We start from the raw sequence: 21,861 nt of genomic DNA on the forward strand, positions 1-21,861 counted from the left end.
GGCCGCAGCCCTGGATTGCTCCCCCGCTCCGGCGGGAACCCGCAACCCCGTGCACCCCCGCATCGAGGACTACGCGCTCATCGGCGACGAACAGACCGCCGCTCTCGTCGGCATGGACGGATCCGTCGACTGGCTCTGTCTGCCCCGCTTCGACTCCGCCGCCTGCTTCGCCCGGCTCCTCGGCGACGAGGAGAACGGCCACTGGCGCATCGCCCCCAGAGGCGCGGAGGGTCCCTGCACCCGCCGCGCCTACCGGCCCGACTCCCTGGTCCTGGACACCGAGTGGGAGACCGAGGAGGGCGCCGTCCGGGTCACCGACCTGATGCCGCAGCGCGACCGCGCGCCCGACGTCGTCCGGGTCGTCGAGGGCCTGCGCGGCCGGGTCACCGTCCACAGCGAGCTGCGGCTGCGCTTCGACTACGGCTCGGTCGTGCCCTGGATGCGGCGCTCCGACGGCCATCGGGTCGCCGTCGCCGGGCCGGACGCGGTCTGGCTGCGCAGCGAACCCGCCGTCCGGACCTGGGGCCAGGACTTCGCGACCCACTCCGAGTTCACGGTCGGGCCGGGCGAGTCGGTCGCGTTCGTGCTCACCTGGCACCCCTCGCACCATCCCCGCCCGCCGCTGGTCGACCCGCGCGAGGCGCTGCGCGTCAGCGTCGAGGACTGGCAGGCGTGGGCCGCCCGGTGCCGTTACGACGGCCCCCACCGGGACGCCGTCGTACGCTCCCTGATCACCCTCAAGGCGCTCACCTACCGGCCCACCGGCGGGATCGTCGCCGCCCCCACCACCTCGCTGCCCGAGGAGCCGGGCGGGGTGCGCAACTGGGACTACCGCTACTGCTGGCTGCGCGACTCCACCCTCACCCTGAACGCCCTGCTGGCCGCGGGCTACCAGGAGGAGGCGAGGGACTGGCGGGACTGGCTGCTGCGGGCCGTGGCGGGCGATCCCGCCGACCTCCAGATCATGTACGGGCTGGCGGGTGAGCGGCGGCTGCCCGAGCTCGAACTGTCCTGGCTGGCCGGCCACGCCGGATCCGTGCCCGTACGCATCGGCAACGAGGCCGTGAACCAGCTCCAGTTGGACGTCTACGGCGAGGTGATGGACTCCCTGTCGCTGGCCCGCGGGGCGGGTCTGACGGACAAGCCGCACGCCTGGTCGGTGCAGTGCGCGCTGATGGAGTGGCTGGCCGAGAACTGGCGGGAGCCGGACGAGGGGCTGTGGGAGGTGCGCGGCGGCCGCCGTCAGTTCGTGCACTCCAAGGTGATGGTGTGGGTGGCCGCCGACCGGGCCGTGCGCACGCTGGAGGAGTTCCCGGACCTGTCCGGCGACCTGGAGGGATGGCGGGCGCTGCGCGACGAGGTGCACCGGGAGGTGTGCGAGAAGGGCTTCGACCGGGAACGCAACACCTTCACCCAGTCCTACGGGTCGCTCGAACTCGACGCCTCCCTGCTGCTCATCCCGCGCGCGGGTTTCCTGCCGGCGGACGATCCGCGGGTGATCGGCACCATCGAGGCGATCGCCGCCGAGCTGGGCCACCACGGTCTGGTGCGCCGGTACAGCACCGACGGGCGGACCGTCGACGGGCTGCCGGGCGACGAGGGCACCTTCCTCGCCTGCTCGTTCTGGCTCGCCGACGCCCTGCACATGTCCGGCCGGACGAAGGAGGCGCGGGAGCTGTTCGAACGTCTGGTCGGGCTGGCCAACGACGTGGGGCTGCTGCCGGAGGAGTACGACCCGGCCACCGGCAGGCATCTCGGCAACTTCCCGCAGGCGTTCAGCCATATCGGCCTGGTGAACACCGCCCTCGTCCTGTTCGGTGACGAGCGGGCAGGATAGGGCCATGGATCTTGGACTGAAGGACCGGGTGTACGTCGTCACCGGAGCCACCCGCGGGCTGGGCAACGCCAGTGCGCGCGAGCTGGTCGCGGACGGCGCGCGGGTCGTGCTGAGCGGACGGGACGAGCAGCGGGTGGCGGACGCGGCGGCCGCGCTGGGGCCGAACGCGGTCGGTGTGGCCGTCGACAACGCCGACCCGCTGGCGGCGGAGCGGCTGATCGCCACGGCGCGGGATGCCTTCGGCGGTTTCGACGGGGTGCTGATCAGTGTGGGCGGGCCGCCGCCCGGGTTCGTCGCGGACAACACCGACGAGCAGTGGCAGGCGTCGTTCGAGTCGGTGTTCCTCGGCGCGGTGCGGCTGGCGCGGGCGGCCGCGGCCGAGCTGGAGGCGGGCGGGGTCATCGGGTTCGTGCTGTCGGGCTCGGTGCACGAGCCGATCCCCGGCCTGACGATCTCCAACGGCCTGCGGCCGGGCCTCGCGGGCTTCGCCAAATCACTGGCGGACGAGCTGGGCCCGCGCGGGATCCGGGTGGTCGGCCTGCTCCCGGCCCGCATCGACACCGACCGGGTGCGCGAACTGGACGCCCTGTCCGCCGACCCGGAGGCCACCCGCGTCGCCAACGAGTCCCGCATCCCCCTGCGCCGCTACGGCACCCCGGAGGAGTTCGGGCGGACGGCAGCCTTCCTGCTCTCCCCGGCCGCGTCCTACCTGACGGGCCTGATGCTGCCGGTGGACGGCGGGATGCGGCACGGGTTCTGAGGGACCGCGCGGACCCGGGACCTCACACGGTCAACTGACCCGTTCCGCCTTGTGCTTGGCCGCCTTCAGGCGCACCTCCGCCGGGAGCGCCCGGAGCGCGGCCGAGTCCTTGGCGTGGGTCAGGGCCTGTGACGTGAGGTGGTCCAGGGCCGTGCCGGGGTCGACGTGCGGCTCCAACTGGAGGGTGATCCGGGTCGACGGGGCGACGCTGCGACCGGTCAGGCGGACGTGGGCGTGGGCCACGCCCTCCAGATCGGCGGCCTCGCCCGACAGGACGCCCTCCAGGGCGCGGCCGCGCAGCACGGCGCCCGCGCCGTCGCCGGTGTCCACCAGGACCTCGCCGAGCCGGCGGCGGCGCAGGACCGCCGTGAGCCACCACAGGGCGAGCAGCATCAGCAGCGCGAGGACGGCGATGACCGTGGGCCACCACCATCCCTCGGTGCGCCAGCGGGTGCGTTCGGCGGTGCTGAGCAGCACGTCGTGGGGGCCGTCGTGGATCCACCAGGACGGCGGTGACACACCGAGCCCGACGGCGAGGACCGAGCCGCCGAGGGCCAGCAGCACCAGTCCGACGATGCCCAGCAGGACGCGGTCGACGGTCCTGAGCACGGGCCTCACCCCTTCTTCCCGGGCCGCCGCACCCGCACCGTGAGGCCGAGCGGGCGGGTCAGGCCCAGACCGCGGACCGCGTCGGCCAGGACGGTGTCGAGGTCGGTGTGTACGGCGTCCAGGTCACGGAAGTGGGCGACGGCGCGGACGTCGGCCCTGCGCCGGCCGGCCTTCACCCGGACGGACTGCACTCCGCCGACCTCCATGGCGCGGTCGCGCAGCGCGAGCGCGGCGGCGTCCCGGTGGAGGCCCGCGCGGACGTCGGGGTGGGTGCGCCGCATCGGCAGCACGGACCGCAGGCCCGGGGTGACGGCGAGCAGGATCAGCCAGAGGCCGAGGGCGGCCGCGACACCGGCGCCGACCAGCACCCAGACGTCGTCCAGGGGGCGTTCGGCCAGCTCGCGGGCCAGGCCGCTGCGCCAGGGCATGGCGTCGTGGTCGGCGCGGACCGCGACGACGTCGTAGAGGAAGGCGCCCGCGATCACGAGCAGCGCCGCCGCGACGACGGCCGCCGGGACGCGGCGTGCGGACCAGAAGCGGCCGCCCCTGCCGAGGTCCGCGGTGGTGTCCGGTTGCTCCTGCGGTGTGTTCTCGTCCGTGCTGTCGGTCTCGCTGTCCGGTGTCTTCTCCAGGACGGGCGGTGTGCTGTCCGAGCCCCGGGGCTCGCTCATCGCGTCCTCCCGTGTGCCTCGCCGTGGGCCGCCGTCCGGTGCAGCCGTTCGACCTGGACGGCGACCTCGGGGACGTCCATTCCCACCAACGCGCCTACCCGCTCGGCGACATGTCGACGCACCTGCCGGCAGCGGGCGCCGATGTCGGTGGGGTAGTCCAGTTCGAGGTGGACCCGGATGTGCGCGGCGCCGACGGTGCCGCCGCTCGCCCCCGGTGCGCCGTGGGCGTGCACGACGACGGTGGCGTGCGGTTGGTTGGCGCCGGGCGCGGCCGGGCCGACCGCCTCCCTGGCGGCCTGTGCGGCGATCTTCGCGACGACCCGGTCGGCGATCCGGGTGGCGCCGCGGTCGGCGGGCGGTACGACGGCGCGGCGCGCGGCGACGGCCTCCGCCCCCTCGCTCACCGCCGTCACCTGCGCCGGTCACGCGTGCGGAAGAAGTCGCCGATCTCCAGGTCCCCTTCGAGGAACCGGCCGACGACGAACCCGATGGCGCCCAGTGCCGCCACCAGCAGGAAGGCCCCGAACCCGCCGAAGTATCCGGCGAAGCCCAGTGCCATGCCGGCGATCATGCCGGCCACGGCCATGCTCATGCTGCGTTCCTCCGCTGTCGGGTCGACGCGTCACTGGATCCGGGGCTCGGGTTCGTCGTCCTCCTCGTCGGGCAGCTTCACGTCGCTGACCGCGATGTTGACCTCGACCACCTGGAGGCCGGTCATCCGCTCCACGGCCGCGATCACGTTCTCCCGGACGTCGCGGGCCACGTCGGAGATGGAGACGCCGTAGTCGACGACGATCTCCAGGTCGAGGGCGGTCTGCACCTCGCCGACCTCGGCCTTCACACCGCGGGTCACCGACTTGGAGCCACCGGGCACCCGGTCCCGTACGGCTCCGAAGGTGCGGCTGATGCCGCTGCCCATGGCGTGGACGCCGAGGACGTCCCGGGCCGCGAGACCCGCGATCTTCTCCACCACGCCGTCGGCGATGGTGGTCCGCCCCCGGGTTCCCGGGTCGCCGCCGCCGCGCCGGGTGGCCCCCTTGCGGGTCGACACGTTCTCCGCGCCGCCCTCGGTGTTCTGCGTCCGGAGCTGGTCCGTTGACTCAGTCATGGCCGTACGTCCTTTTTTCGGTCGTCGTCCCTTCGACCACGGTAAGCGCGGTTGCTCCGCCGCGCCCCGGGGATACGGCAGTCTGGAGGAATGAACGGGTGGACGAGTGCGGTACGGAACCAACTGGGCCTCGGGCGACTGCTTCCCCTCGGGGGTCCCGGGGACGGCGTATGGATCGCGGAGAGCGCGGCGCGGACGGCGCTGCGGGAGGCGGTGCGGGGGCTGCCGGGAGTGCGGCTGGGGGTGCTGCGGATCGGTCCGGCGGATCCCGCGGGTCCCCCGGACGCCGTCGAGCCGGTCGTACCGGCGCCGCCGAGCGGGCTGCCGCCGGGGCCGTTGCGGCTGACGGCGGATTTCGCGGCGGTGGCGAGCGGGCCGCTGCCGCTGGTGGCGGGCCGGGTGCGGGACGCGCTGGCCGAGGCGGCGGCGGAGCGGCTGGGCCTGGTGGTGGCGGAGGTGGACCTGAGGGTCACGGCCCTGCTGGACGAGGACCCGGAACCGGAGCCCGCCGCGCCGGTGGAGCCGGTCCCGGCCGGGTCGGCGCCCACCGGCGCGGAGGCGCTGGCCGCCACGGCGGCCCTGGCGGTACCGGGCGTGACGGCTCTGACGGACGTGCTGGGCCGTGCGGTCCGTCTGGAGGAGCACCCCGCGGAGTCGGCGGCCCTGCCGCGCGGCCACGCGCGCGTGGAGATCGCGGTCGCGGCGGACCTCCGGGCCCTGGACGTGGCCCGGGAGGTCCGCGCGGCCGTGGGAGCCGCCCTTCCGGATCATCCGACGGTGACGGTCCTGGTGACGGCGGTGGGCTAGCCGTTCAGCGGCGGCCAGGACTCATTCACCCAGGCCGGCCAGGTCGCGCAGGCGGCGGCCCTGGGCGGCGCGTTCGGCGGTGCGCTGGGCGTCGTAGTCCCGGGCGGACGCGCCGCGCAGGAGGGTCTTGGTCTCGATGACCGCGTCGCGCGGGGCCGCCAGGATCGCGGCGGCCAGGTCCGCGGTCGCGGCGTCCAGATCCTTCGCCGGTACGGCGACGTTGGCGAGGCCGGACTGGACCGCCTCCTCGGCGCCGACGAACCGCCCGGTCAGGCAGATCTCGACCGCGCGGCCGTAGCCGACGAGGGAGACGAGGGGGTGCGTGCCGGTGAGGTCGGGGACCAGTCCGAGGCTGGTCTCGCGCATGGCGAACTGCACGTCCTCGGCGACGACACGGATGTCGCAGGCGAGGGCGAGCTGGAAGCCCGCGCCGATGGCGTACCCCTGGACGGCGGCGATGGACACGACGTCGCTCCGTCGCCACCAGGTGAAGCCCTCCTGGAACCCGGCGATGGCGGCGTCGAGTTCGGCGTCGCCGCTGCGCGCGAGGTCGATGAAGGACGGTTCGCCCTCGATCCCCTCGGGCGTGAACATCTGCCGGTCGAGGCCCGCGGAGAAGGACACGCCCTCACCGCGCAGCACGACCACCCGGACGGAGCCCGGCAGCAACTGCCCGGCCTCGGCCAGCGCCCGCCACATCGCGGGGCTCTGCGCGTTGCGCTTGGCCGGGTTGGTCAGCGTCACCGTGGCGAGCGCGTCGTCGACGGTGAGCCGTACGCCGTCCTTGTCGAGCAGGGGAACGAGTTCCTGGGCGGGCGTGGCCATGGGAAGCCTCCGATGGGTGCGGTCAGTCAGCGGTCATGCCAGATGAACAGCTAAGTGACTGCACAGTAACCACCCGGTCGGTCGGTCGATCGACCGACCGGGTGGCCACCGTCGAAGGCGAGGGGCCGCCCGGATCAGGACGAGGCGGCCTTCTTGCCCCGGGTCGCTCCGCCACGCCCACGGAGCGTGACGCCCGATTCGCTGAGCATCCGGTGTACGAAGCCATACGAGCGGCCGGTCTCCTCGGCCAGCGCCCGGATGCTCGCACCGGAGTCGTACTTCTTCTTCAGGTCTGCCGCGAGCTTGTCGCGCGCGGCGCCGGTCACCCGGCTGCCCTTCTTCAGAGTCTCGGCCACCCGTGCCTCCTCATGGGAAGTGCGCTCTGGTCTCCTCATGATCACCCCTCCGGGGCGTGATGGCCACCCATTCGGCAAGGTCCGTGCGACAGGCTTTTGACGACAGGAGCGCGTCCCCACAAGCGGAATCCCCGATTCCATCGGGTGGCGTTCGTACGGCCGAACGGGTTGTTCCGCGAAACAGCAGGTCAGAGACGCGCGACGGCCGACCCCTTGTCGACAAAGGGATCGGCCGTGAAATCGATGTAGGACACACCTCGATACGAGGAGATCTCACACAGATGGTGGATCACCGGTAGGCCGAATGATCCATACGCCGTGGATCACTCGTTCGGTCACGCCAGGGCGACGAGATCCGCGTAGTCGGAGCCCCACAGGTCCTCGACGCCGTCGGGGAGCAGGATGATCCGCTCGGGCTGGAGCGCCTCCACGGCGCCCTCGTCGTGGGTGACGAGGACCACCGCGCCCTTGTAGGTGCGCAGTGCGCCGAGGATCTCCTCGCGGCTGGCGGGGTCGAGGTTGTTGGTGGGCTCGTCGAGCAGCAGGACGTTGGCGGAGGAGACCACCAGGGTGGCCAGGGCGAGCCGGGTCTTCTCACCGCCGGAGAGGACCCCGGCCGGCTTGTCGACGTCGTCGCCGGAGAACAGGAACGAGCCGAGCACCTTGCGGACCTCGACGAGGTCCAGGTCGGGGGCGGCGGAGCGCATGTTCTCCAGGACGGTGCGCTCCGGGTCGAGCGTCTCGTGCTCCTGGGCGTAGTAGCCGAGCTTGAGGCCGTGGCCGGGGCGCACCTCGCCGGTGTCCGGCTGCTCCACCCCGCCGAGCAGGCGCAGCAGGGTGGTCTTGCCGGCGCCGTTGAGGCCCAGGATGACGACCCGGGAGCCCTTGTCGATGGCCAGGTCGACGTCGGTGAAGATCTCCAGCGAGCCGTACGACTTCGACAGGCCCTCGGCCATCAGCGGGGTCTTGCCGCAGGGCGCGGGCTCGGGGAAGCGCAGCTTGGCGACCTTGTCGGAGGCGCGGACCGCCTCCAGCCCCGCGAGCAGCCGGTCGGCGCGCTTGGCCATGTTCTGCGCGGCGACGGTCTTGGTGGCCTTGGCGCGCATCTTGTCGGCCTGCGAGTGCAGGGCGGCGGCCTTCTTCTCGGCGTTCTGCCGCTCGCGCTTGCGGCGCTTCTCGTCGGCCTCGCGCTGCTGCTGGTAGAGCTTCCAGCCCATGTTGTAGACGTCGATCTGGGAGCGGTTGGCGTCCAGGTAGAACACCTTGTTGACGACCGTCTCGACCAGGTCGACGTCGTGGCTGATGACGATGAAGCCGCCGCGGTAGGTCTTGAGGTAGTCGCGCAGCCAGACGATCGAGTCGGCGTCCAGGTGGTTGGTCGGCTCGTCGAGCAGGAGCGTGTCCGCGTCGGAGAACAGGATGCGGGCCAGTTCCACGCGGCGGCGCTGACCGCCGGAGAGCGTGTGCAGGGGCTGGCCGAGCACACGGTCGGGCAGGTTGAGCGCGGCGGCGATGGTGGCGGCCTCGGCCTCGGCGGCGTACCCGCCCTTGGTGAGGAACTCGGTCTCCTGGCGCTCGTACTGCCGCAGGGCCTTCTCGCGGGTGGCGCCCTGGCCGACGGCGATCCGCTGTTCGTTCTCGCGCATCTTGCGGATGAGGAGGTCGAGGCCGCGCGCGGACAGGATGCGGTCGCGGGCGAGGACGTCGAGGTCGCCGGTGCGGGGGTCCTGCGGGAGGTAGCCGACCTCGCCGGAGCGGGTGACCTGGCCCGCGGCGGGCATGCCCTCGCCGGCCAGGACCTTGGTCAGGGTCGTCTTGCCCGCGCCGTTGCGGCCGACCAGGCCGATGCGGTCGCCCTTGGCGACACGGAAGGAGGCGCTTTCGATGAGGATGCGGGCACCGGCGCGCAGCTCGATGCCGGAGGCGGAGATCACGGTCAGACTCCTGTGCGGGGTCGGTGGCGGGATGGGCGGCTGAGGACGTTCCCGCCGTCTAATGCGCGAGGAGAATGGCCATGAGGCCAGTCTAACGGGACCGTGCAAGCAGTTTTCTGCGTTCGCGTGTTCGATCAAGGGCCGGTCGGGGCCGTGGGCCCGTCATGCCGGGGCGTTGTCAGTGGCGGCTGTCACACTGGGCGGCGGATGACATTTCCGGCGGTGACCTCGGTGGTCACACATGGGGAGTGATCGGCATGACAGGGACGCAGGGAGTACGACCGGGCATCTGTCCGACACTGCTGTACGCCGACGCGAAGGCGGCGATCCGGCAGCTCACGGAGGCCCTCGGCTTCACCGAGCTGTCGGTGTACGAGGGCGAGGACGGCGCGGTGCTGCACGCCGAGCTGGCCCAGGGCAACGGCGTGGTGATGCTGGGCTCGAAGGGCCGCGGCGGGGTCTTCGACGCGGCGATGAAGGACGCGGGCCCCGCCGGGGTGTACGTGGTGGTGGACGACGTGGACGCGCACCACCGCCGGGCCGTGGAGCAGGGCGCGGAGATCCTGATGCCCCCGACGGACCAGGACTACGGCTCCCGCGACTACATGGCGCGGGACGCCGAGGGCAACATCTGGAGCTTCGGCACGTACGCGCCGGATCTCCAGGGCTGAGCCGCCGGGCGGGGCCGGGCGGCCCGGCTCAGCTTCCGCCGGTGTGCACCTGGAAGGCGGCCCGGCGGACGGCCTTGGCCAGCGCCGGGTCGGGGTGCGCGGCGGCGAGGGCGACCAGGACCTGCACGGTGCGCGGGTGTCCCACGGCCCGCACCTCGTCCAGGAGCGCGGGCACGGTCGGCTGGAGCGCGGACTCCAGATGCCGTACCAGCATCGGGGCCTCGCCGTGGTCGGCGACGGCCGCGGCGGTGTCCACCCACAGCCAGGTGGCCTCCTGGCGGGTGAGCACCTCGTGCGCGTCCTCGGCGTCCACGCCGTCGTGCTCCGCCAGCCACAGCAGGGCGTAGGGGCGCAGGGCGGGCTCGTCGACGGCGGCGCGGACCTCGGCCTCGGCGGGGGCGCCGACGACGCGGAGCGCCTCGAAGGCCAGGCCGCGCAGCAGGGCGTCCTCGCCGCGGGCGGCGGCCAGCAGTTCGGTGACGGCGCCGCCGACGGTCCGGGCGGCGAGCCAGGCGCGGTACTCGGCGCGGGCGGCGTTGGGGCGGAGCTGGGCGCAGCCGCGCAGCATGTCCTCGGCCGCCTGCTCGATGTTGCCCGCGGGGCTCTGCGCGGCGACGCAGATCTGCTCCAGCTTGACCCAGACCGCCCAGTTGCCGAGCGGGGTGAGGGTGGCCTGGCCGGCGCCGCAGGTGAGCGCGCCCACCGAGGCGAGGGCGTGCAGGGCCCAGTCGAGGAGGGGGGCGAGTTCGGCGTCGCGGGCGGGCTCCGCCGGGTCGGTGTCGACGGCGGGCGCGGCGGCCGCCGCCGGGCTGACGGCGTCGGCGGCGTAGGGGACCTCGCAGCGCTCGGTGCGCAGTTCGGTGACGCGCTGGCGCAGCAGGTCGAGGAGCTGCTCCACGGGCACGGGGCCGGCGGAGAGCTGGAGGAAGGAGAGCACCTGCGGCATGGCCGAGACGACCTCGGCGACGGCGGCGGGCTCCTCCCCCGCGGGTTCCGGGGTGGCGAGCGACCAGGCGTCGAAGAGGGCGACCCAGCCGCGGAGCACGGCGCCGTCGTCGCGGTTCCAGGCGCGCAGCCGCCAGCCGGGGCGGGCGCTGTCGCCGTGCACCTCGATGAGTCCGGCGAGGCGGGCGATGTCCCAGTCGTGGCGGACCTGGTCCCGGGTCAGGCCCAGATCGCGGGCCGCGCGTTCGGCGGACGGGTCGGACAGGGTGGCCTTGCCGTCGGCGGTCGCGGCGTCACGGCCGGGGCCGAGGGCGTTGTCGGCCCAGCGGGCGACACGGGCCGCGGCGGCCAGACCTGAGCGTGCCATTCTGGCCAGCTCCGCCGGGGCCGGAGTGCCTTCCGGGGGGCGGGGCGCGGGGCGGCGCGGGCGCCGCTCGTTCACAGCGGTGGGGGCGGCGGCCAGGGGTCGCGGGCGGACGAGTCGAAGCCTGGAGTCGCGCGGGATACGGGACGTCACGGGTGCAGTCTTCCGGTTGACGGTCCGAAAACCCAAACGGAATGTCACGGCGGGCGACGGGACTGGCCAACGCACGGCGTGCGCGGGGGCCCGCCGGGACCGGTTCAGGCCAGTGGTACGGCCTTAAACGGAACCTTCGGGGGCGGTCCTCGCCGCGGCTCAGCTCAGGGGGATGAGGAAGCGGCGGAGGGTCTCCTCGTAGTCCTTCGGGCCGACGTTCCACATCGCGGCGTGCGGGGCCCGGGCGACGGTGTGCAGGGAGACCAGGCCGGGGCGGCGGGCGGCGAGACGGCGGGACGCCTCCCAGGGGGCCACGGTGTCGTCGGGGCCGTGGAAGACGAGGGTCGGCACCCGCAGTCCGGCGGCCGGGTCGGCGGCGCCGTCGCCCGGGTCGCCGGATCCGCCGGGGCCGTCGTGCAGTCCGGTGCGGCCCTGGGCGGCGCGGACGGCGAGCGGCAGCAGGACGCCGGGGGTGTGTCTGGCGGCGGCCAGGGCGCGCAGGGTGGCCTGCCAGTCCAGCACCGGGGAGTCCAGGACGAGCCCGGAGACCCGGTCGCGCAGTCCGGAGTGGGCGGCCGCGCGCAGGGCCATGGTGGCGCCGGTGGACCAGCCGAGCAGGACGACGCGTTCGGCGCCGTAGCGGACGGCGTAGCGCATCGCGGCGTCCAGGTCGCGCCACTCGGTCTGGCCGAGGTGGTTCAGGCCGTCCGGCGGGCGGGGCGCGCCGAGGTCGCCCCGGTAGGAGAGGGCGAGGACCGGGAAGCGGCGGCTGTGCAGGAAGCCCATGAGGTTCAGGGCGTGCTCGCGGGTGGCGGCGAGGCCGTGCACGGCGATCACCCAGGTGCGCCGGTCGCCGGGCACGAACCAGGCGGGCAGCGGGCCCAGCTCGCCGGGCACGTCGACGTCGGCGTGGTCGAGGCCGAGGGCGGCGCTCGGGTTGCCGACGTACAGGTTGGGGGTGAGCCACACGGCGTCCCCGGGGCTCAGGCTGCCGTGCGTGACGCTTTCGAGCCGCCGTACGACGGTGTCGGCGGAGCCGGCAGCCTGCGGCAGCACGGGGCCGACGACCGCGTGGGAGCCGTCGCCCGCGAGCCCGTAGGTGCCGGGGCGCAGGCTGGCCAGATGGCGGGTGAGGGCGATCTGGCCGGCGGCGGTGCCGTGCACGGTGAGCCGGGGTTCGGTGGGCAGGGGCCGCCCGGGCGGCGCCTTCAGCGCGGCGTCGCTGGCGAGCCGCCCGGCGGCGACACTGACGGCGCCGGCGGCCAGGGCTGCGGTGACGGCAGCGGCCGTCGCGGTGACAGTGCGCACCCGTCCAGTGTCCTGGCCAATCCTCTTGGCGGCCAGTGGAGGGGCCCCAGGGGGTCGGGTCAGCCCGGCTGGCCGTAGTTGCGGAGGCGGGTGCCCGCTTCCGTGATCTGGGACTCCGTCAGGAGGGACGGGGTGTGGTGGGGGACCGAGGACGCCTTGAGCCAGAGGCTGCACATCCATTCGAGCTGGGCGGTGCGGTCGTAGGCCTGGTCGAGGGTGGTGCCGTGGGTGAGGGTGCCGTGGTTGCGGAGGAGGCAGCCGGTGCGTCCTTCGAGGGCGCGCAGGACGTTCTCGGCCAGCTCCGGGGTGCCGTAGGGCGCGTAGGGGGCGACGCGGACCGGGCCGCCGAGGGCGCCCGTCATGTAGTGGACGGGCGGGAGTTCGAGGACGAGCGTGGAGACGGCGGTGGCGTGGACGGCGTGCGTGTGGACGACGGCGCGGGCGTCGGTGGTGGCGTACACGGCGAGGTGCATGGGCAGTTCGCTGGTCGGGACGAGGGTGCCGAGCACCTGCCGGCCGGTGAGGTCGACGCCGGTGACGTCGTCCGGGGTGAGCCGGTCGTAGGGCACGCCCGACGGGGTGACGAGTACGGTGTCGCCGACTCGGACGGAGACGTTGCCCGAGGTGCCGACGACGAGGCCGTCCGCGACCGTGCGGCGGGCCGCCGCCACCAGGGCCTCCCAGGCGTCCGTCTCCTCGGGGAGCGGGTCCCGCCGACGCTGTTCGTACCGCTGCTCAGCCATGCCCCGATCCTGCCAGCGCACGGCCTCCCATCGCATACAACGGCGGCCGGATCACGCATCGTGGACCACCCGCTACGGGCCGCCGCGACAGGGGGTGACGACCCCCGGATGTGGACACCGCAGTGACCGCCTCAGTTCACCTTCCGTTCACCCAGGTTGCCTACGGTCAGCCGACCAATGACTTCGAAAGATTGCCTGGGTAAATGGAAAACTTCTCGCTGATCCTCGCGATTGTGGTGGTCACCGCACTCGCGTTCGATTTCACGAATGGTTTTCACGACACCGCCAACGCGATGGCCACCACCATCTCGACCGGTGCGCTCAAGCCCAAGGTCGCGGTGGCCATGTCCGCCGTGCTGAACCTTGTGGGCGCTTTCCTCTCCGTGGAGGTCGCCAACACGATCTCCAAGGGTCTCGTCGACGAGACCGGCATCCGTCCCGAGGTCATCTTCGCCGCCCTGGTCGGCGCGATCCTCTGGAACCTGCTGACCTGGCTGGTGGGCCTGCCCTCCAGCTCCTCCCACGCCCTCATGGGCGGTCTGATCGGCGCCACCATCGCCTCCGCCGACATGGGCGCGGTCCACGGTGACGTCCTGGTCACCAAGGTCCTGATCCCGGCGATCGCGGCCCCGCTGGTCGCGGGCGTCGCGGCGATGCTCGCCACCCGGCTCTCCTACCGCCTGGGCAGGAAGGCCGACGGCAAGGCCGCCGAGAAGGGCTACCGCGCCGGCCAGATCGCCTCCGCGGGCCTGGTCTCCCTGGCCCACGGCACCAACGACGCCCAGAAGACGATGGGCATCATCACCCTGGCCCTGGTGGCCGGCGGTGCCGTCGCCCCCGACTCCGACCCGCCGCTGTGGGTCATCCTCACCGCCGGTCTGGCCATCGCGCTCGGCACCTACCTCGGCGGCTGGCGCATCATCCGCACCATGGGCAAGGGCCTCACCGACCTCCAGCCGCAGCAGGGCTTCGCCGCCCAGACCAGCGCCGCGACGGTCATCCTGGCCTCCTCCCACCTGGGCTTCTCCCTCTCCACCACGCACTCGGTCTCCGGTTCCGTGATGGGCGCGGGCCTCGGCCGCAAGGGCGGGGTGGTCCGCTGGTCCACCGCGACCCGGATGTTCGTCGCCTGGGGCCTCACGCTCCCGGCCGCCGCCCTGGTGGGCGCGCTCGCCGAGTACGTCACCGGCTTCGGCGCCTGGGGCACGGCGGTGGTCGCGGTCTTCCTGGTCGCCTCCAGCGCCGCCATCTGGAAGATCTCCCGCCGCGAGCACGTCGACCACACCAACGTCAACGACCATCCGGACGAGCCGGCCGGTGTCGTCACCACCGCCATCGCCGCGGTGACTCCGCCGCCCACCGCCGCGATGACCGAGACGGTGCCCGAGCCGGTCTCCGAGACCCTGACCGCCACGATCGCCTCCCCGGCGGCCGAGCCGGCGGCCTCGCCCGCCCCCACGGCCTGAGCGCCATCCGCCCGGATACGCAGGAACGCGAAGGAACAGCATCCCTATGAAGATCGACTGGGCAGCCCTGGGCTCCGTCTTCGGCGTCAGCCTCGTGGTCACCGTGGCCCTCGTGGGCCTCTTCACCCTCGGCATCATGGCCCTCTCCCACCGCGAACGGGCCACCGCGCAGGGCGGCTCCGCCACCCTCGCCCTGACCGGCGCGTACGCCTGCTTCGCGGCGTGCACGGCCGCGGTGGCCTACGGGATCTCGCTGATCGTGGCCTGAGGCCACGACGACCGTCCCCGGGTGCGCCCGGTCCGGCCCCTTCCCGGGGTCCCGGACCGGGCGCGCCTTCGTGTGCGGCCCGGTCCGCGTACGGGCGGTGTGGGGTTCTGCACACTCTCCCCCCGCAGGTCAACGGCAAGTTGACGGCCCTTCGGGGCCCGTGGTGGACTGCCGGGGCCAGCTACGGCGGCAGAAGAGGAAGCCGGTGCGAATCCGGCGCGGTCCCGCCACTGTCACCGGGGTAGTAACCCCCGGGAGCCAGGAACTCTCACCGCCGGTCTCGTCGAACCAGGGCGCGGACACCCTGAGTGAGGACATATCGCCATGCGCGCTCGGTCGTTGAGGTACCGCACCAGGCCCCTGCCCGGCCGCACGGCCGGCTGAGCCGGTGCGTGCCGACCGCGTCCACGCGTACGGCGCCGCTCTCGGCCTCCTCGGCGACCTGCTGCTCGGCGATCCCCGCCGGGGCCATCCGGTCGCCGGATTCGGGCGGGCCGCCGGTGCCGTCGAGCGCGTGCTGTGGCGCGACCACCGGGGCTGGGGCGCCCTGCACACCCTGGTGTGCGCCGGGGGCGCCGTAGCGCTCGGGGCCGCCGCCTCGCGCGCCGTCCGCTCCTCCCCCGCCGGGTCCGTCGCCCTCACCGCCGCCGCCACCTGGGCCGTCGTCGGCGGCACCTCCCTCGCGCGCGAGGCGCGGGCCGTCGGCCACGCCCTGGAGACCGGGGACGTCGACGCGGCGCGGGCCCGGCTGCCGCATCTGTGCGGGCGCGACCCGCAGGCCCTGGACGCCGACGGGATCGTCCGCGCCGTGGTCGAGTCCGTCGCCGAGAACACCTCCGACGCCGTCACCGGGGCCCTGGTGTGGGGGGCGGCCGCCGGGGTGCCCGGGCTGCTCGGGTTCCGGGCCGTCAACACGCTGGACGCCATGGTCGGGCACCGCTCACCGCGCCATCTGCGCTTCGGGTGGACGTCCGCGCGCCTGGACGACCTCGCCGGCTGGCCGGGGGCGCGGCTCACCGCCGTCCTCGCCGTCCTCGCGGGGGACGATCCGCGGGGGGCCGTGCGGGCCTGGCGCGACGACGCCCACCGGCATCCCAGTCCCAACGCCGGGCCCGTGGAGGCGTCCTTCGCGGGGGCGCTCGGGGTGCGGCTCGGCGGGACGCTGTCGTACGGGGGCCGGGTCGAACACCGGCCGGTGCTGAACCAGAAGGGGCGTTCCGTGGAGGTCAAGGACATCGAGCGGGCGGTACGGCTGTCCCGCCGGGTCGCGCTGCTCGCGCTCGGCGTCACCGTCGCCGGGCGGGCCGCCGCCGCGCGGGTGCGGGGGCGGGCGTCATGACGGGCGGGGGGCTGCTCGTCGCCGGGACCACGTCCGACGCGGGCAAGAGCGTCGTCACGGCCGGGATCTGCCGGTGGCTGGTGCGGCAGGGGGTGAAGGTCGCGCCCTTCAAGGCGCAGAACATGTCCCTGAACTCCTTCGTGACGAAGGAGGGCGCCGAGATCGGGCGGGCCCAGGCCATGCAGGCGCAGGCGTGCCGGATCGAGCCGAGCGCGCTGATGAACCCGGTGCTGCTCAAGCCCGGCGGGGAGCGCAGCAGTCAGGTCGTGCTGCTCGGCAAGCCGGTCGGCGAGATGAGCGCGCGCGGCTACCACGGGGGCCGTCAGCAGCGGCTCCTCGGGACGGTCGTCGACTGTCTGGCCGAGCTGCGCAGCACCTACGACGCGGTGATCTGCGAGGGGGCGGGCAGCCCCGCCGAGATCAACCTGCGGCGCACCGACATCGTGAACATGGGCATCGCGCGCAGCGCCCGGCTGCCGGTGCTGGTGGTCGGCGACATCGACCGCGGCGGCGTCTTCGCCTCCTTCTTCGGCACCGTCGCGCTGCTGTCGCCGGAGGACCAGGAGCTGGTGGCCGGGTTCCTCGTCAACAAGTTCCGCGGGGACGTCAGCCTGCTGGAGCCGGGGCTCGACATGCTGCACGGGCTCACCGGGCGCCGCACCTACGGGGTGCTGCCCTTCCGGCACGGGCTCGGGATCGACGAGGAGGACGGTCTGCGGGTGTCGCTGCGCGGCACCGTGCGCGAGTCCACCGTCGCGCCGCCGGTCGGCGAGGACGTGCTGCGGGTCGCCGTGTGCGCGATCCCGCTGATGTCCAACTTCACGGACGTGGACGCGCTGGCCGCCGAGCCCGGTGTCGTCGTGCGGTTCGTGGACCGGCCCGAGGAGCTGGCCGACGCCGATCTCGTCGTCGTCCCCGGCACCCGGGGGACCGTGCGGGCGCTGGAGTGGCTGCGCGAGCGCGGGCTCGCCGACGCCCTCGCCCGGCGGGCGGCCGAGGGGCGGCCCGTGCTCGGGATCTGCGGCGGCTTCCAGATCCTCGGCGAGCACATCGAGGACGACGTCGAGAGCCGCCGCGGGCGGGTCGACGGGCTCGGACTGCTGCCGGTCCGGGTGCGGTTCGCCCCGGAGAAGACCCTCACCCGGCCGGTCGGCGAGGCCCTCGGCGAGCGGGTCGAGGGGTACGAGATCCATCACGGGGTCGCCACCGTGACCGGCGGGGAGCCCTTCCTCGACGGGTGCCGGGCGGGCTCGGTGTGGGGCACGCACTGGCACGGTTCGCTGGAGTCGGACGGCTTCCGGCGGGCCTTTCTGCGCGAGGTGGCCGCCGCCGCGGGCCGCCGGTTCGTGCCGGCCGCCGACACCTCCTTCGCCGCGCTGCGCGAGGAACAGCTCGACCGGCTCGGCGATCTGATCGAACAGCACGCGGACACGGACGCGTTGTGGCGGCTCGTCGAGTCGGGCGCGCCGCCGGGACTTCCCTTCGTGCCACCGGGGGCGCCCGCGTGAACACCGTGCCGTCCCACGGGAACACCGTGCCGTCCCGTCCGCCCGTCCCGTCCGCCCGTCCCGCGTCCGGAGCCGGCCGGCGACCTGGAGGAGAACCAGTGACCACCCCCTTCCCATTCACGGCCGTCGTCGGCCAGGACGATCTGCGGCTCGCGCTGCTGCTGAACGCCGTGTCACCGGCGGTCGGCGGGGTGCTGGTGCGCGGGGAGAAGGGCACCGCGAAGAGCACCGCCGTGCGGGCGCTCTCGGCGCTGATGCCCGCCCTCGACGTGGTCTCCGGCTGCCGCTTCTCCTGCGACCCCGCCGCCCCCGACCCCGGCTGCCCGGACGGGCCGCACGAGACGGGGGTGTCCGAGACCCGTCCGGCGCGGATGGTGGAGCTGCCGGTGGGCGCCTCGGAGGACCGGCTGGTCGGCGCCCTGGACATCGAACGGGCGCTGGCCGAGGGCGTGAAGGCGTTCGAGCCGGGCCTGCTGGCCGACGCGCACCGCGGGATCCTCTACGTCGACGAGGTCAACCTGCTCCACGACCATCTGGTCGACCTGCTGCTGGACGCGGCGGCGATGGGTGCCTCGTACGTGGAGCGCGAGGGCGTCTCCGTACGGCACGCCGCCCGGTTCCTGCTCGTCGGGACCATGAACCCCGAAGAGGGCGAGCTGCGGCCGCAGTTGCTCGACCGGTTCGGGCTGACGGTGGAGGTGGCCGCCTCGCGCGAACCCGACCAGCGGGTGGAGGTCGTGCGGCGCCGGCTGGCCTACGACGACTATCCGGCCGGTTTCTCGGCCCGGTGGGCGGACGAGGAGGCCGCCGTACGGGAGCGGATCACGGCCGCGCGGGAGCTGCTGCCGTCGGTGCGGCTGGGCGACGGGGCGCTGCGGCAGATCGCGGCGACCTGTGCCGCCTTCGAGGTGGACGGCATGCGCGCCGACATCGTGATGGCCCGTACGGCGACCGCGCTGGCCGCCTGGGCCGGGCGCACGGACGTGCTCGCCGAGGACGTGCGGCAGGCGGCGCTGCTCGCGCTGCCGCACCGGCGCCGGCGCAATCCGTTCGACGCGCCGGGGCTCGACGAGGACCGGCTGGACCGGACGCTGGAGGAGTTCGCGGGCGACGACGAGGATCCCGAGCCCGACCCGGACACGGATCCCGACACGGATCCCGGTGGGCCCGACGACGGTGGCGGGGGCGGGGGTCCGGCCCCGGACGCCGGGGGGCCCGACGACGCGGCCGGGGCCGACGCCGGGGCGCCGCCCGAGGCCGGTGCGGGCGGGCAGCCCGAGGACTCCCCCGGTGCCGGTGCGGGCTCTGGCGAGCGGTCCGCCGTACGGGCCGCCGAACCGTTCCGTACGAAGGTGCTCAGCGTGCCCGGGATCGGTGAGGGTGCCGCCGGGCGGCGCTCGCGGGCGCGGACCGAGCACGGGCGCACCACCGGCGCGCGCCGGCCGCGGGGTGCCCTGACCAAGCTGCATCTGGCGGCGACCGTGCTGGCGGCCGCGCCGCACCAGCGGGCGCGGGGGCGGTCCGGGCGGGGCCTGGTGGTGCGCCGGGACGATCTGCGGCAGGCGACCCGGGAGGGGCGCGAGGGCAACCTCGTGCTGTTCGCCGTGGACGCCTCCGGGTCGATGGCGGCCCGGCAGCGGATGAGCGCCGTGAAGGGCGCCGTCCTCTCGCTGCTGCTGGACGCCTACCAACGGCGGGACAAGGTGGGCCTGGTGACCTTCCGGGGGTCGGCGGCCGAGGTGGCGCTGCCGCCCACGTCCTCGGTGGACGCCGCCGCCGTACGGCTGGAGTCGCTGCCCACCGGGGGGCGCACCCCGCTGGCCGCCGGGCTGCTGCGGGCGCACGACGTGCTGCGGGTGGAGCGGCTCCGGGATCCGGCGCGCCGGGCGCTGCTGGTGGTCGTGACCGACGGGCGGGCGACCGGCGGTCCCGATCCGGTCGCGCTCGCCGGGCGGGCGGCCCGGCTGTTCGCCGCCGAGGGCGTCGCCTCCGTCGTCGTGGACTGCGAGTCGGGGCCGGTGCGGCTCGGGCTCGCGGGGCGGCTCGCGGGTGAGCTGGGCGGGACGGCGGTGACACTGGACGAGCTGCGGGCGGAGTCGATCGCCGGGCTGGTCCGGAACGTACAGGGAGCCTCCGTGGCTCCGTCTGCTTCGACTTCGAGGAGGGCCGCGTAGTGCCGCAGGGACAGCCGAGTGTCGTGCCGGACGACGGGCTGACGACCCGTCAGCGCCGTAACCGTGCACTGGTGTTGGTGCACACGGGGATCGGCAAGGGCAAGTCGACCGCCGCGTTCGGGCTCGCGCTGCGGGCCTGGAACCAGGGCTGGCCGATCGGGGTGTTCCAGTTCGTCAAGTCGGCGAAGTGGAAGGTCGGCGAGGAGAACGCGCTGCGGGTGCTGGGCGCCAGCGGCGAGGGCGGCACCGTCGACTGGCACAAGATGGGCGAGGGCTGGTCGTGGGTGCAGCGCGACGGCCAGATGGACAACGAGGAGAAGGCCCGCGAGGGCTGGGAGCAGGTCAAGCGCGACCTGGCGGCCGAGACGTACAAGCTGTACGTGCTCGACGAGTTCGCGTACCCGATGCACTGGGGGTGGGTGGACCCGGACGAGGTGGTGTCCGTGCTGCGGGACCGGCCCGGCACCCAGCACGTGGTGATCACCGGGCGGAACGCCCCCGGGCAGATCGTCGACCTCGCCGACCTCGTCACCGACATGTCCAAGGTCAAGCACCCGATGGACGCCGGGCAGAAGGGCCAGCGAGGCATCGAGTGGTGACGCCGTGCTGACCGCCCCGTCTTCTCCGTCCTCCTCGTCCTCCGTGCCCCGGCTGGTCGTCGCCGCGCCGTCCTCCGGCAGCGGCAAGACGACCGTCGCCACCGGGCTGATGGCCGCGTTCGCCGCGCGGGGGCTCGCCGTGTCCCCGCACAAGGTCGGGCCCGACTACATCGACCCCGGGTACCACGCGCTCGCCACCGGGCGGGTGGGGCGCAATCTCGACGCGTATCTGTGCGGGCCCGAGCTGATCGGCCCGCTGTTCGCGCACGGCGCGGCCGGGTGCGAACTCGCCGTGGTCGAGGGCGTGATGGGGATGTTCGACGGGGCGGCGGGGCAGGGGGAGCTGGCGTCCACCGCGCATGTGGCGAAGCTGCTGCGGGCGCCGGTGGTGCTGGTGGTGGACGCCTCGTCGCAGTCGCGGTCGGTGGCGGCGCTGGTGCACGGTTTCGCGTCCTGGGATCCGCAGGCGCGGCTCGCGGGCGTGATCCTGAACAAGGTCGCCTCGGACCGGCACGAGGAGCTGCTGCGGGACGCGCTGGACGAGGCCGGGGTACCGGTGTTCGGGGTGCTGCGGCGGGCCCCGCAGGTGGACACGCCGTCCCGGCATCTGGGGCTGGTGCCGGTCGCCGAGCGGCGGGCGGCGGCGGTCGACGCGGTCGCGGCGATGGCGGCGCAGGTCGAGCGGGGCTGCGATCTGGAGGGGCTGATGGCGCTGGCCCGGACGGCGGGGCCGCTGCCGGACGCGGCCTGGGCGCCGCCGTCCGGCCCGCCGGTGACGGGGCGGCGTCCGGTGGTCGCGGTCGCCGGCGGGCCCGCGTTCACCTTCTCCTACGCCGAGCACACCGAACTGCTCACCGCCGCCGGGGCCGAGGTCGTCACCTTCGACCCGCTGCGCGACGAGGCGCTGCCCGAGGGGACCGCGGGGCTGGTCGTGGGCGGCGGCTTCCCCGAGATGTACGCCGCCGAACTGTCCGCCAACGAGCCGCTGCGCAAGGCCGTCGCCGCGCTCGCGGAGTCCGGCGCGCCGGTCGCCGCGGAGTGCGCCGGGCTGCTGTACCTGTGCCGGGAGCTGGACGGCCGGCCGATGTGCGGGGTCCTGGACGCGAGCGCCCGGATGACGGAGCGGCTGACACTCGGCTACCGGGACGCCGTCGCCCTCACCGACAGCGTGCTGGCCACCGCCGGAACCCGGCTGCGCGGCCACGAGTTCCACCGGACCGTGGTGGAACCGGGCGCGGGCGGCACCCCCGCCTGGGGCCTGCGGACCCCACAGCCACGCGTCGAGGGCTTCGTGACCGGCGGCGTCCACGCCAGCTATCTGCACACCCACTGGGCGGCCGCCCCGAGCGTGGCCCAACGGTTCGTGGAGAGGTGCGGGACGTCATGACGGGCAGGCAGGCGGTGGGTGGTGGCACG

Annotated in this window: 22 protein-coding genes and 1 riboswitch; of the genes, 11 read left to right on the forward strand and 11 right to left on the reverse strand. The window is 74.2% G+C overall.

From position 1 onward, the window contains the following. Nucleotides 1-49: 49 nt before the first annotated feature. Together AFM16_RS09565 and AFM16_RS09570 are read left to right on the forward strand one after the other, a co-directional pair. Nucleotides 50-1,837 (forward strand): glycoside hydrolase family 15 protein, encoded by a 1,788-nt coding sequence (locus AFM16_RS09565; protein ID WP_030791026.1) that lies wholly within the window; start codon nucleotides 50-52, stop codon nucleotides 1,835-1,837. Nucleotides 1,838-1,841: 4 nt separating this feature from the next. Next, complete coding sequence (locus AFM16_RS09570; protein WP_030791028.1) at nucleotides 1,842-2,597, forward strand: SDR family oxidoreductase; 756 nt, start codon at nucleotides 1,842-1,844, stop codon at nucleotides 2,595-2,597. 30 nt (nucleotides 2,598-2,627) lie between these two features. Here the strand turns inward: AFM16_RS09570 and amaP are convergent, their stop codons facing one another. From amaP to AFM16_RS09595, 5 genes are read right to left on the reverse strand one after another with little or no spacing between them, the layout of a single operon-like run. Next, entirely contained in the window at nucleotides 2,628-3,215 is a 588-nt protein-coding gene (amaP, locus tag AFM16_RS09575; RefSeq protein WP_179123261.1) for an alkaline shock response membrane anchor protein AmaP, read from the reverse strand. Further along, nucleotides 3,212-3,877, reverse strand: coding sequence for a DUF6286 domain-containing protein (locus AFM16_RS09580; RefSeq protein ID WP_078633040.1), 666 nt, complete (start codon nucleotides 3,875-3,877; stop codon nucleotides 3,212-3,214). The genes amaP and AFM16_RS09580 overlap by 4 nt, the downstream gene beginning before the upstream one ends. Beyond that, nucleotides 3,874-4,290, reverse strand: a complete 417-nt coding sequence (locus AFM16_RS09585; RefSeq protein WP_030791034.1) for an Asp23/Gls24 family envelope stress response protein — start codon at nucleotides 4,288-4,290, stop codon at nucleotides 3,874-3,876. The genes AFM16_RS09580 and AFM16_RS09585 overlap by 4 nt, the downstream gene beginning before the upstream one ends. Then, nucleotides 4,287-4,469: a hypothetical protein gene (locus AFM16_RS09590; protein ID WP_030791036.1), complete on the reverse strand. Its 183-nt coding sequence runs from the start codon at nucleotides 4,467-4,469 to the stop codon at nucleotides 4,287-4,289. The genes AFM16_RS09585 and AFM16_RS09590 overlap by 4 nt, the downstream gene beginning before the upstream one ends. A gap of 30 nt (nucleotides 4,470-4,499) precedes the next feature. Beyond that, nucleotides 4,500-4,985 carry an Asp23/Gls24 family envelope stress response protein gene (locus AFM16_RS09595; RefSeq protein WP_030791038.1) on the reverse strand — a complete coding sequence of 162 codons (486 nt, stop codon included), beginning with the start codon at nucleotides 4,983-4,985 and terminating at the stop codon, nucleotides 4,500-4,502. 90 nt (nucleotides 4,986-5,075) lie between these two features. Between AFM16_RS09595 and AFM16_RS09600 the strand changes: the two genes are divergently transcribed. Further along, nucleotides 5,076-5,792, forward strand: a complete 717-nt coding sequence (locus tag AFM16_RS09600; protein WP_030791040.1) for a hypothetical protein — start codon at nucleotides 5,076-5,078, stop codon at nucleotides 5,790-5,792. A gap of 21 nt (nucleotides 5,793-5,813) precedes the next feature. Here AFM16_RS09600 and AFM16_RS09605 read toward each other — a convergent pair whose 3' ends face one another. From AFM16_RS09605 to AFM16_RS09615, 3 genes are all read right to left on the reverse strand, one after another. After that, nucleotides 5,814-6,617: an enoyl-CoA hydratase/isomerase family protein gene (locus AFM16_RS09605; RefSeq protein ID WP_030791043.1), complete on the reverse strand. Its 804-nt coding sequence runs from the start codon at nucleotides 6,615-6,617 to the stop codon at nucleotides 5,814-5,816. A 134-nt stretch (nucleotides 6,618-6,751) separates the two neighbouring features. Continuing rightward, the gene (locus AFM16_RS09610) at nucleotides 6,752-6,973 is read right to left on the reverse strand and encodes a helix-turn-helix domain-containing protein (RefSeq protein WP_004002281.1); all 222 of its coding nucleotides are present in this window, start codon (nucleotides 6,971-6,973) and stop codon (nucleotides 6,752-6,754) included. Between the two features lie 335 nt (nucleotides 6,974-7,308). Then, nucleotides 7,309-8,907: an ABC-F family ATP-binding cassette domain-containing protein gene (locus AFM16_RS09615; RefSeq protein WP_030791046.1), complete on the reverse strand. Its 1,599-nt coding sequence runs from the start codon at nucleotides 8,905-8,907 to the stop codon at nucleotides 7,309-7,311. Between the two features lie 257 nt (nucleotides 8,908-9,164). Between AFM16_RS09615 and AFM16_RS09620 the strand changes: the two genes are divergently transcribed. Further along, on the forward strand, nucleotides 9,165-9,578 hold the full coding sequence (locus AFM16_RS09620) for a VOC family protein (protein ID WP_030791049.1): 414 nt from the start codon (nucleotides 9,165-9,167) through the stop codon (nucleotides 9,576-9,578). A gap of 28 nt (nucleotides 9,579-9,606) precedes the next feature. Here AFM16_RS09620 and AFM16_RS09625 read toward each other — a convergent pair whose 3' ends face one another. From AFM16_RS09625 to AFM16_RS09635, 3 genes are all read right to left on the reverse strand, one after another. Next, nucleotides 9,607-11,040, reverse strand: coding sequence for a hypothetical protein (locus tag AFM16_RS09625; RefSeq protein ID WP_167797170.1), 1,434 nt, complete (start codon nucleotides 11,038-11,040; stop codon nucleotides 9,607-9,609). A gap of 159 nt (nucleotides 11,041-11,199) precedes the next feature. Next, nucleotides 11,200-12,348 (reverse strand): alpha/beta hydrolase, encoded by a 1,149-nt coding sequence (locus tag AFM16_RS09630; RefSeq protein WP_030791055.1) that lies wholly within the window; start codon nucleotides 12,346-12,348, stop codon nucleotides 11,200-11,202. A gap of 59 nt (nucleotides 12,349-12,407) precedes the next feature. After that, entirely contained in the window at nucleotides 12,408-13,091 is a 684-nt protein-coding gene (locus AFM16_RS09635) for a class II aldolase/adducin family protein (RefSeq protein ID WP_107419053.1), read from the reverse strand. A gap of 203 nt (nucleotides 13,092-13,294) precedes the next feature. Here AFM16_RS09635 and AFM16_RS09640 point away from each other — a divergent pair, with 203 nt between their 5' ends. From AFM16_RS09640 to AFM16_RS09670, 7 genes are all read left to right on the forward strand, one after another. After that, nucleotides 13,295-14,557, forward strand: coding sequence for an inorganic phosphate transporter (locus AFM16_RS09640; RefSeq protein WP_078633043.1), 1,263 nt, complete (start codon nucleotides 13,295-13,297; stop codon nucleotides 14,555-14,557). A gap of 46 nt (nucleotides 14,558-14,603) precedes the next feature. Beyond that, entirely contained in the window at nucleotides 14,604-14,825 is a 222-nt protein-coding gene (locus AFM16_RS09645) for a hypothetical protein (protein ID WP_030791062.1), read from the forward strand. Between the two features lie 147 nt (nucleotides 14,826-14,972). Next, a riboswitch (cobalamin riboswitch) is annotated at nucleotides 14,973-15,112 on the forward strand. Nucleotides 15,113-15,213: 101 nt separating this feature from the next. Beyond that, a complete protein-coding gene (locus AFM16_RS09650) occupies nucleotides 15,214-16,164 on the forward strand; it encodes a cobalamin biosynthesis protein (protein ID WP_078633044.1) in 951 nt (316 codons plus the stop codon). Next, nucleotides 16,161-17,672, forward strand: coding sequence for a cobyric acid synthase (locus AFM16_RS09655; RefSeq protein WP_078633045.1), 1,512 nt, complete (start codon nucleotides 16,161-16,163; stop codon nucleotides 17,670-17,672). The genes AFM16_RS09650 and AFM16_RS09655 overlap by 4 nt, the downstream gene beginning before the upstream one ends. 98 nt (nucleotides 17,673-17,770) lie before the next feature. After that, nucleotides 17,771-19,846, forward strand: coding sequence for a putative cobaltochelatase (locus AFM16_RS09660; protein ID WP_078633046.1), 2,076 nt, complete (start codon nucleotides 17,771-17,773; stop codon nucleotides 19,844-19,846). Then, nucleotides 19,846-20,445: a cob(I)yrinic acid a,c-diamide adenosyltransferase gene (gene cobO, locus AFM16_RS09665; protein ID WP_078633047.1), complete on the forward strand. Its 600-nt coding sequence runs from the start codon at nucleotides 19,846-19,848 to the stop codon at nucleotides 20,443-20,445. The genes AFM16_RS09660 and cobO overlap by 1 nt, the downstream gene beginning before the upstream one ends. Before the next feature lie 4 nt (nucleotides 20,446-20,449). Continuing rightward, on the forward strand, nucleotides 20,450-21,832 hold the full coding sequence (locus tag AFM16_RS09670) for a cobyrinic acid a,c-diamide synthase CobB (protein ID WP_051780715.1): 1,383 nt from the start codon (nucleotides 20,450-20,452) through the stop codon (nucleotides 21,830-21,832). Nucleotides 21,833-21,861 lie beyond the last annotated feature (29 nt).

The sequence above is a fragment of the Streptomyces antibioticus genome, from assembly GCF_002019855.1.
GTDB classification, from domain to species: Bacteria; Actinomycetota; Actinomycetes; order Streptomycetales; family Streptomycetaceae; genus Streptomyces; species Streptomyces antibioticus_B.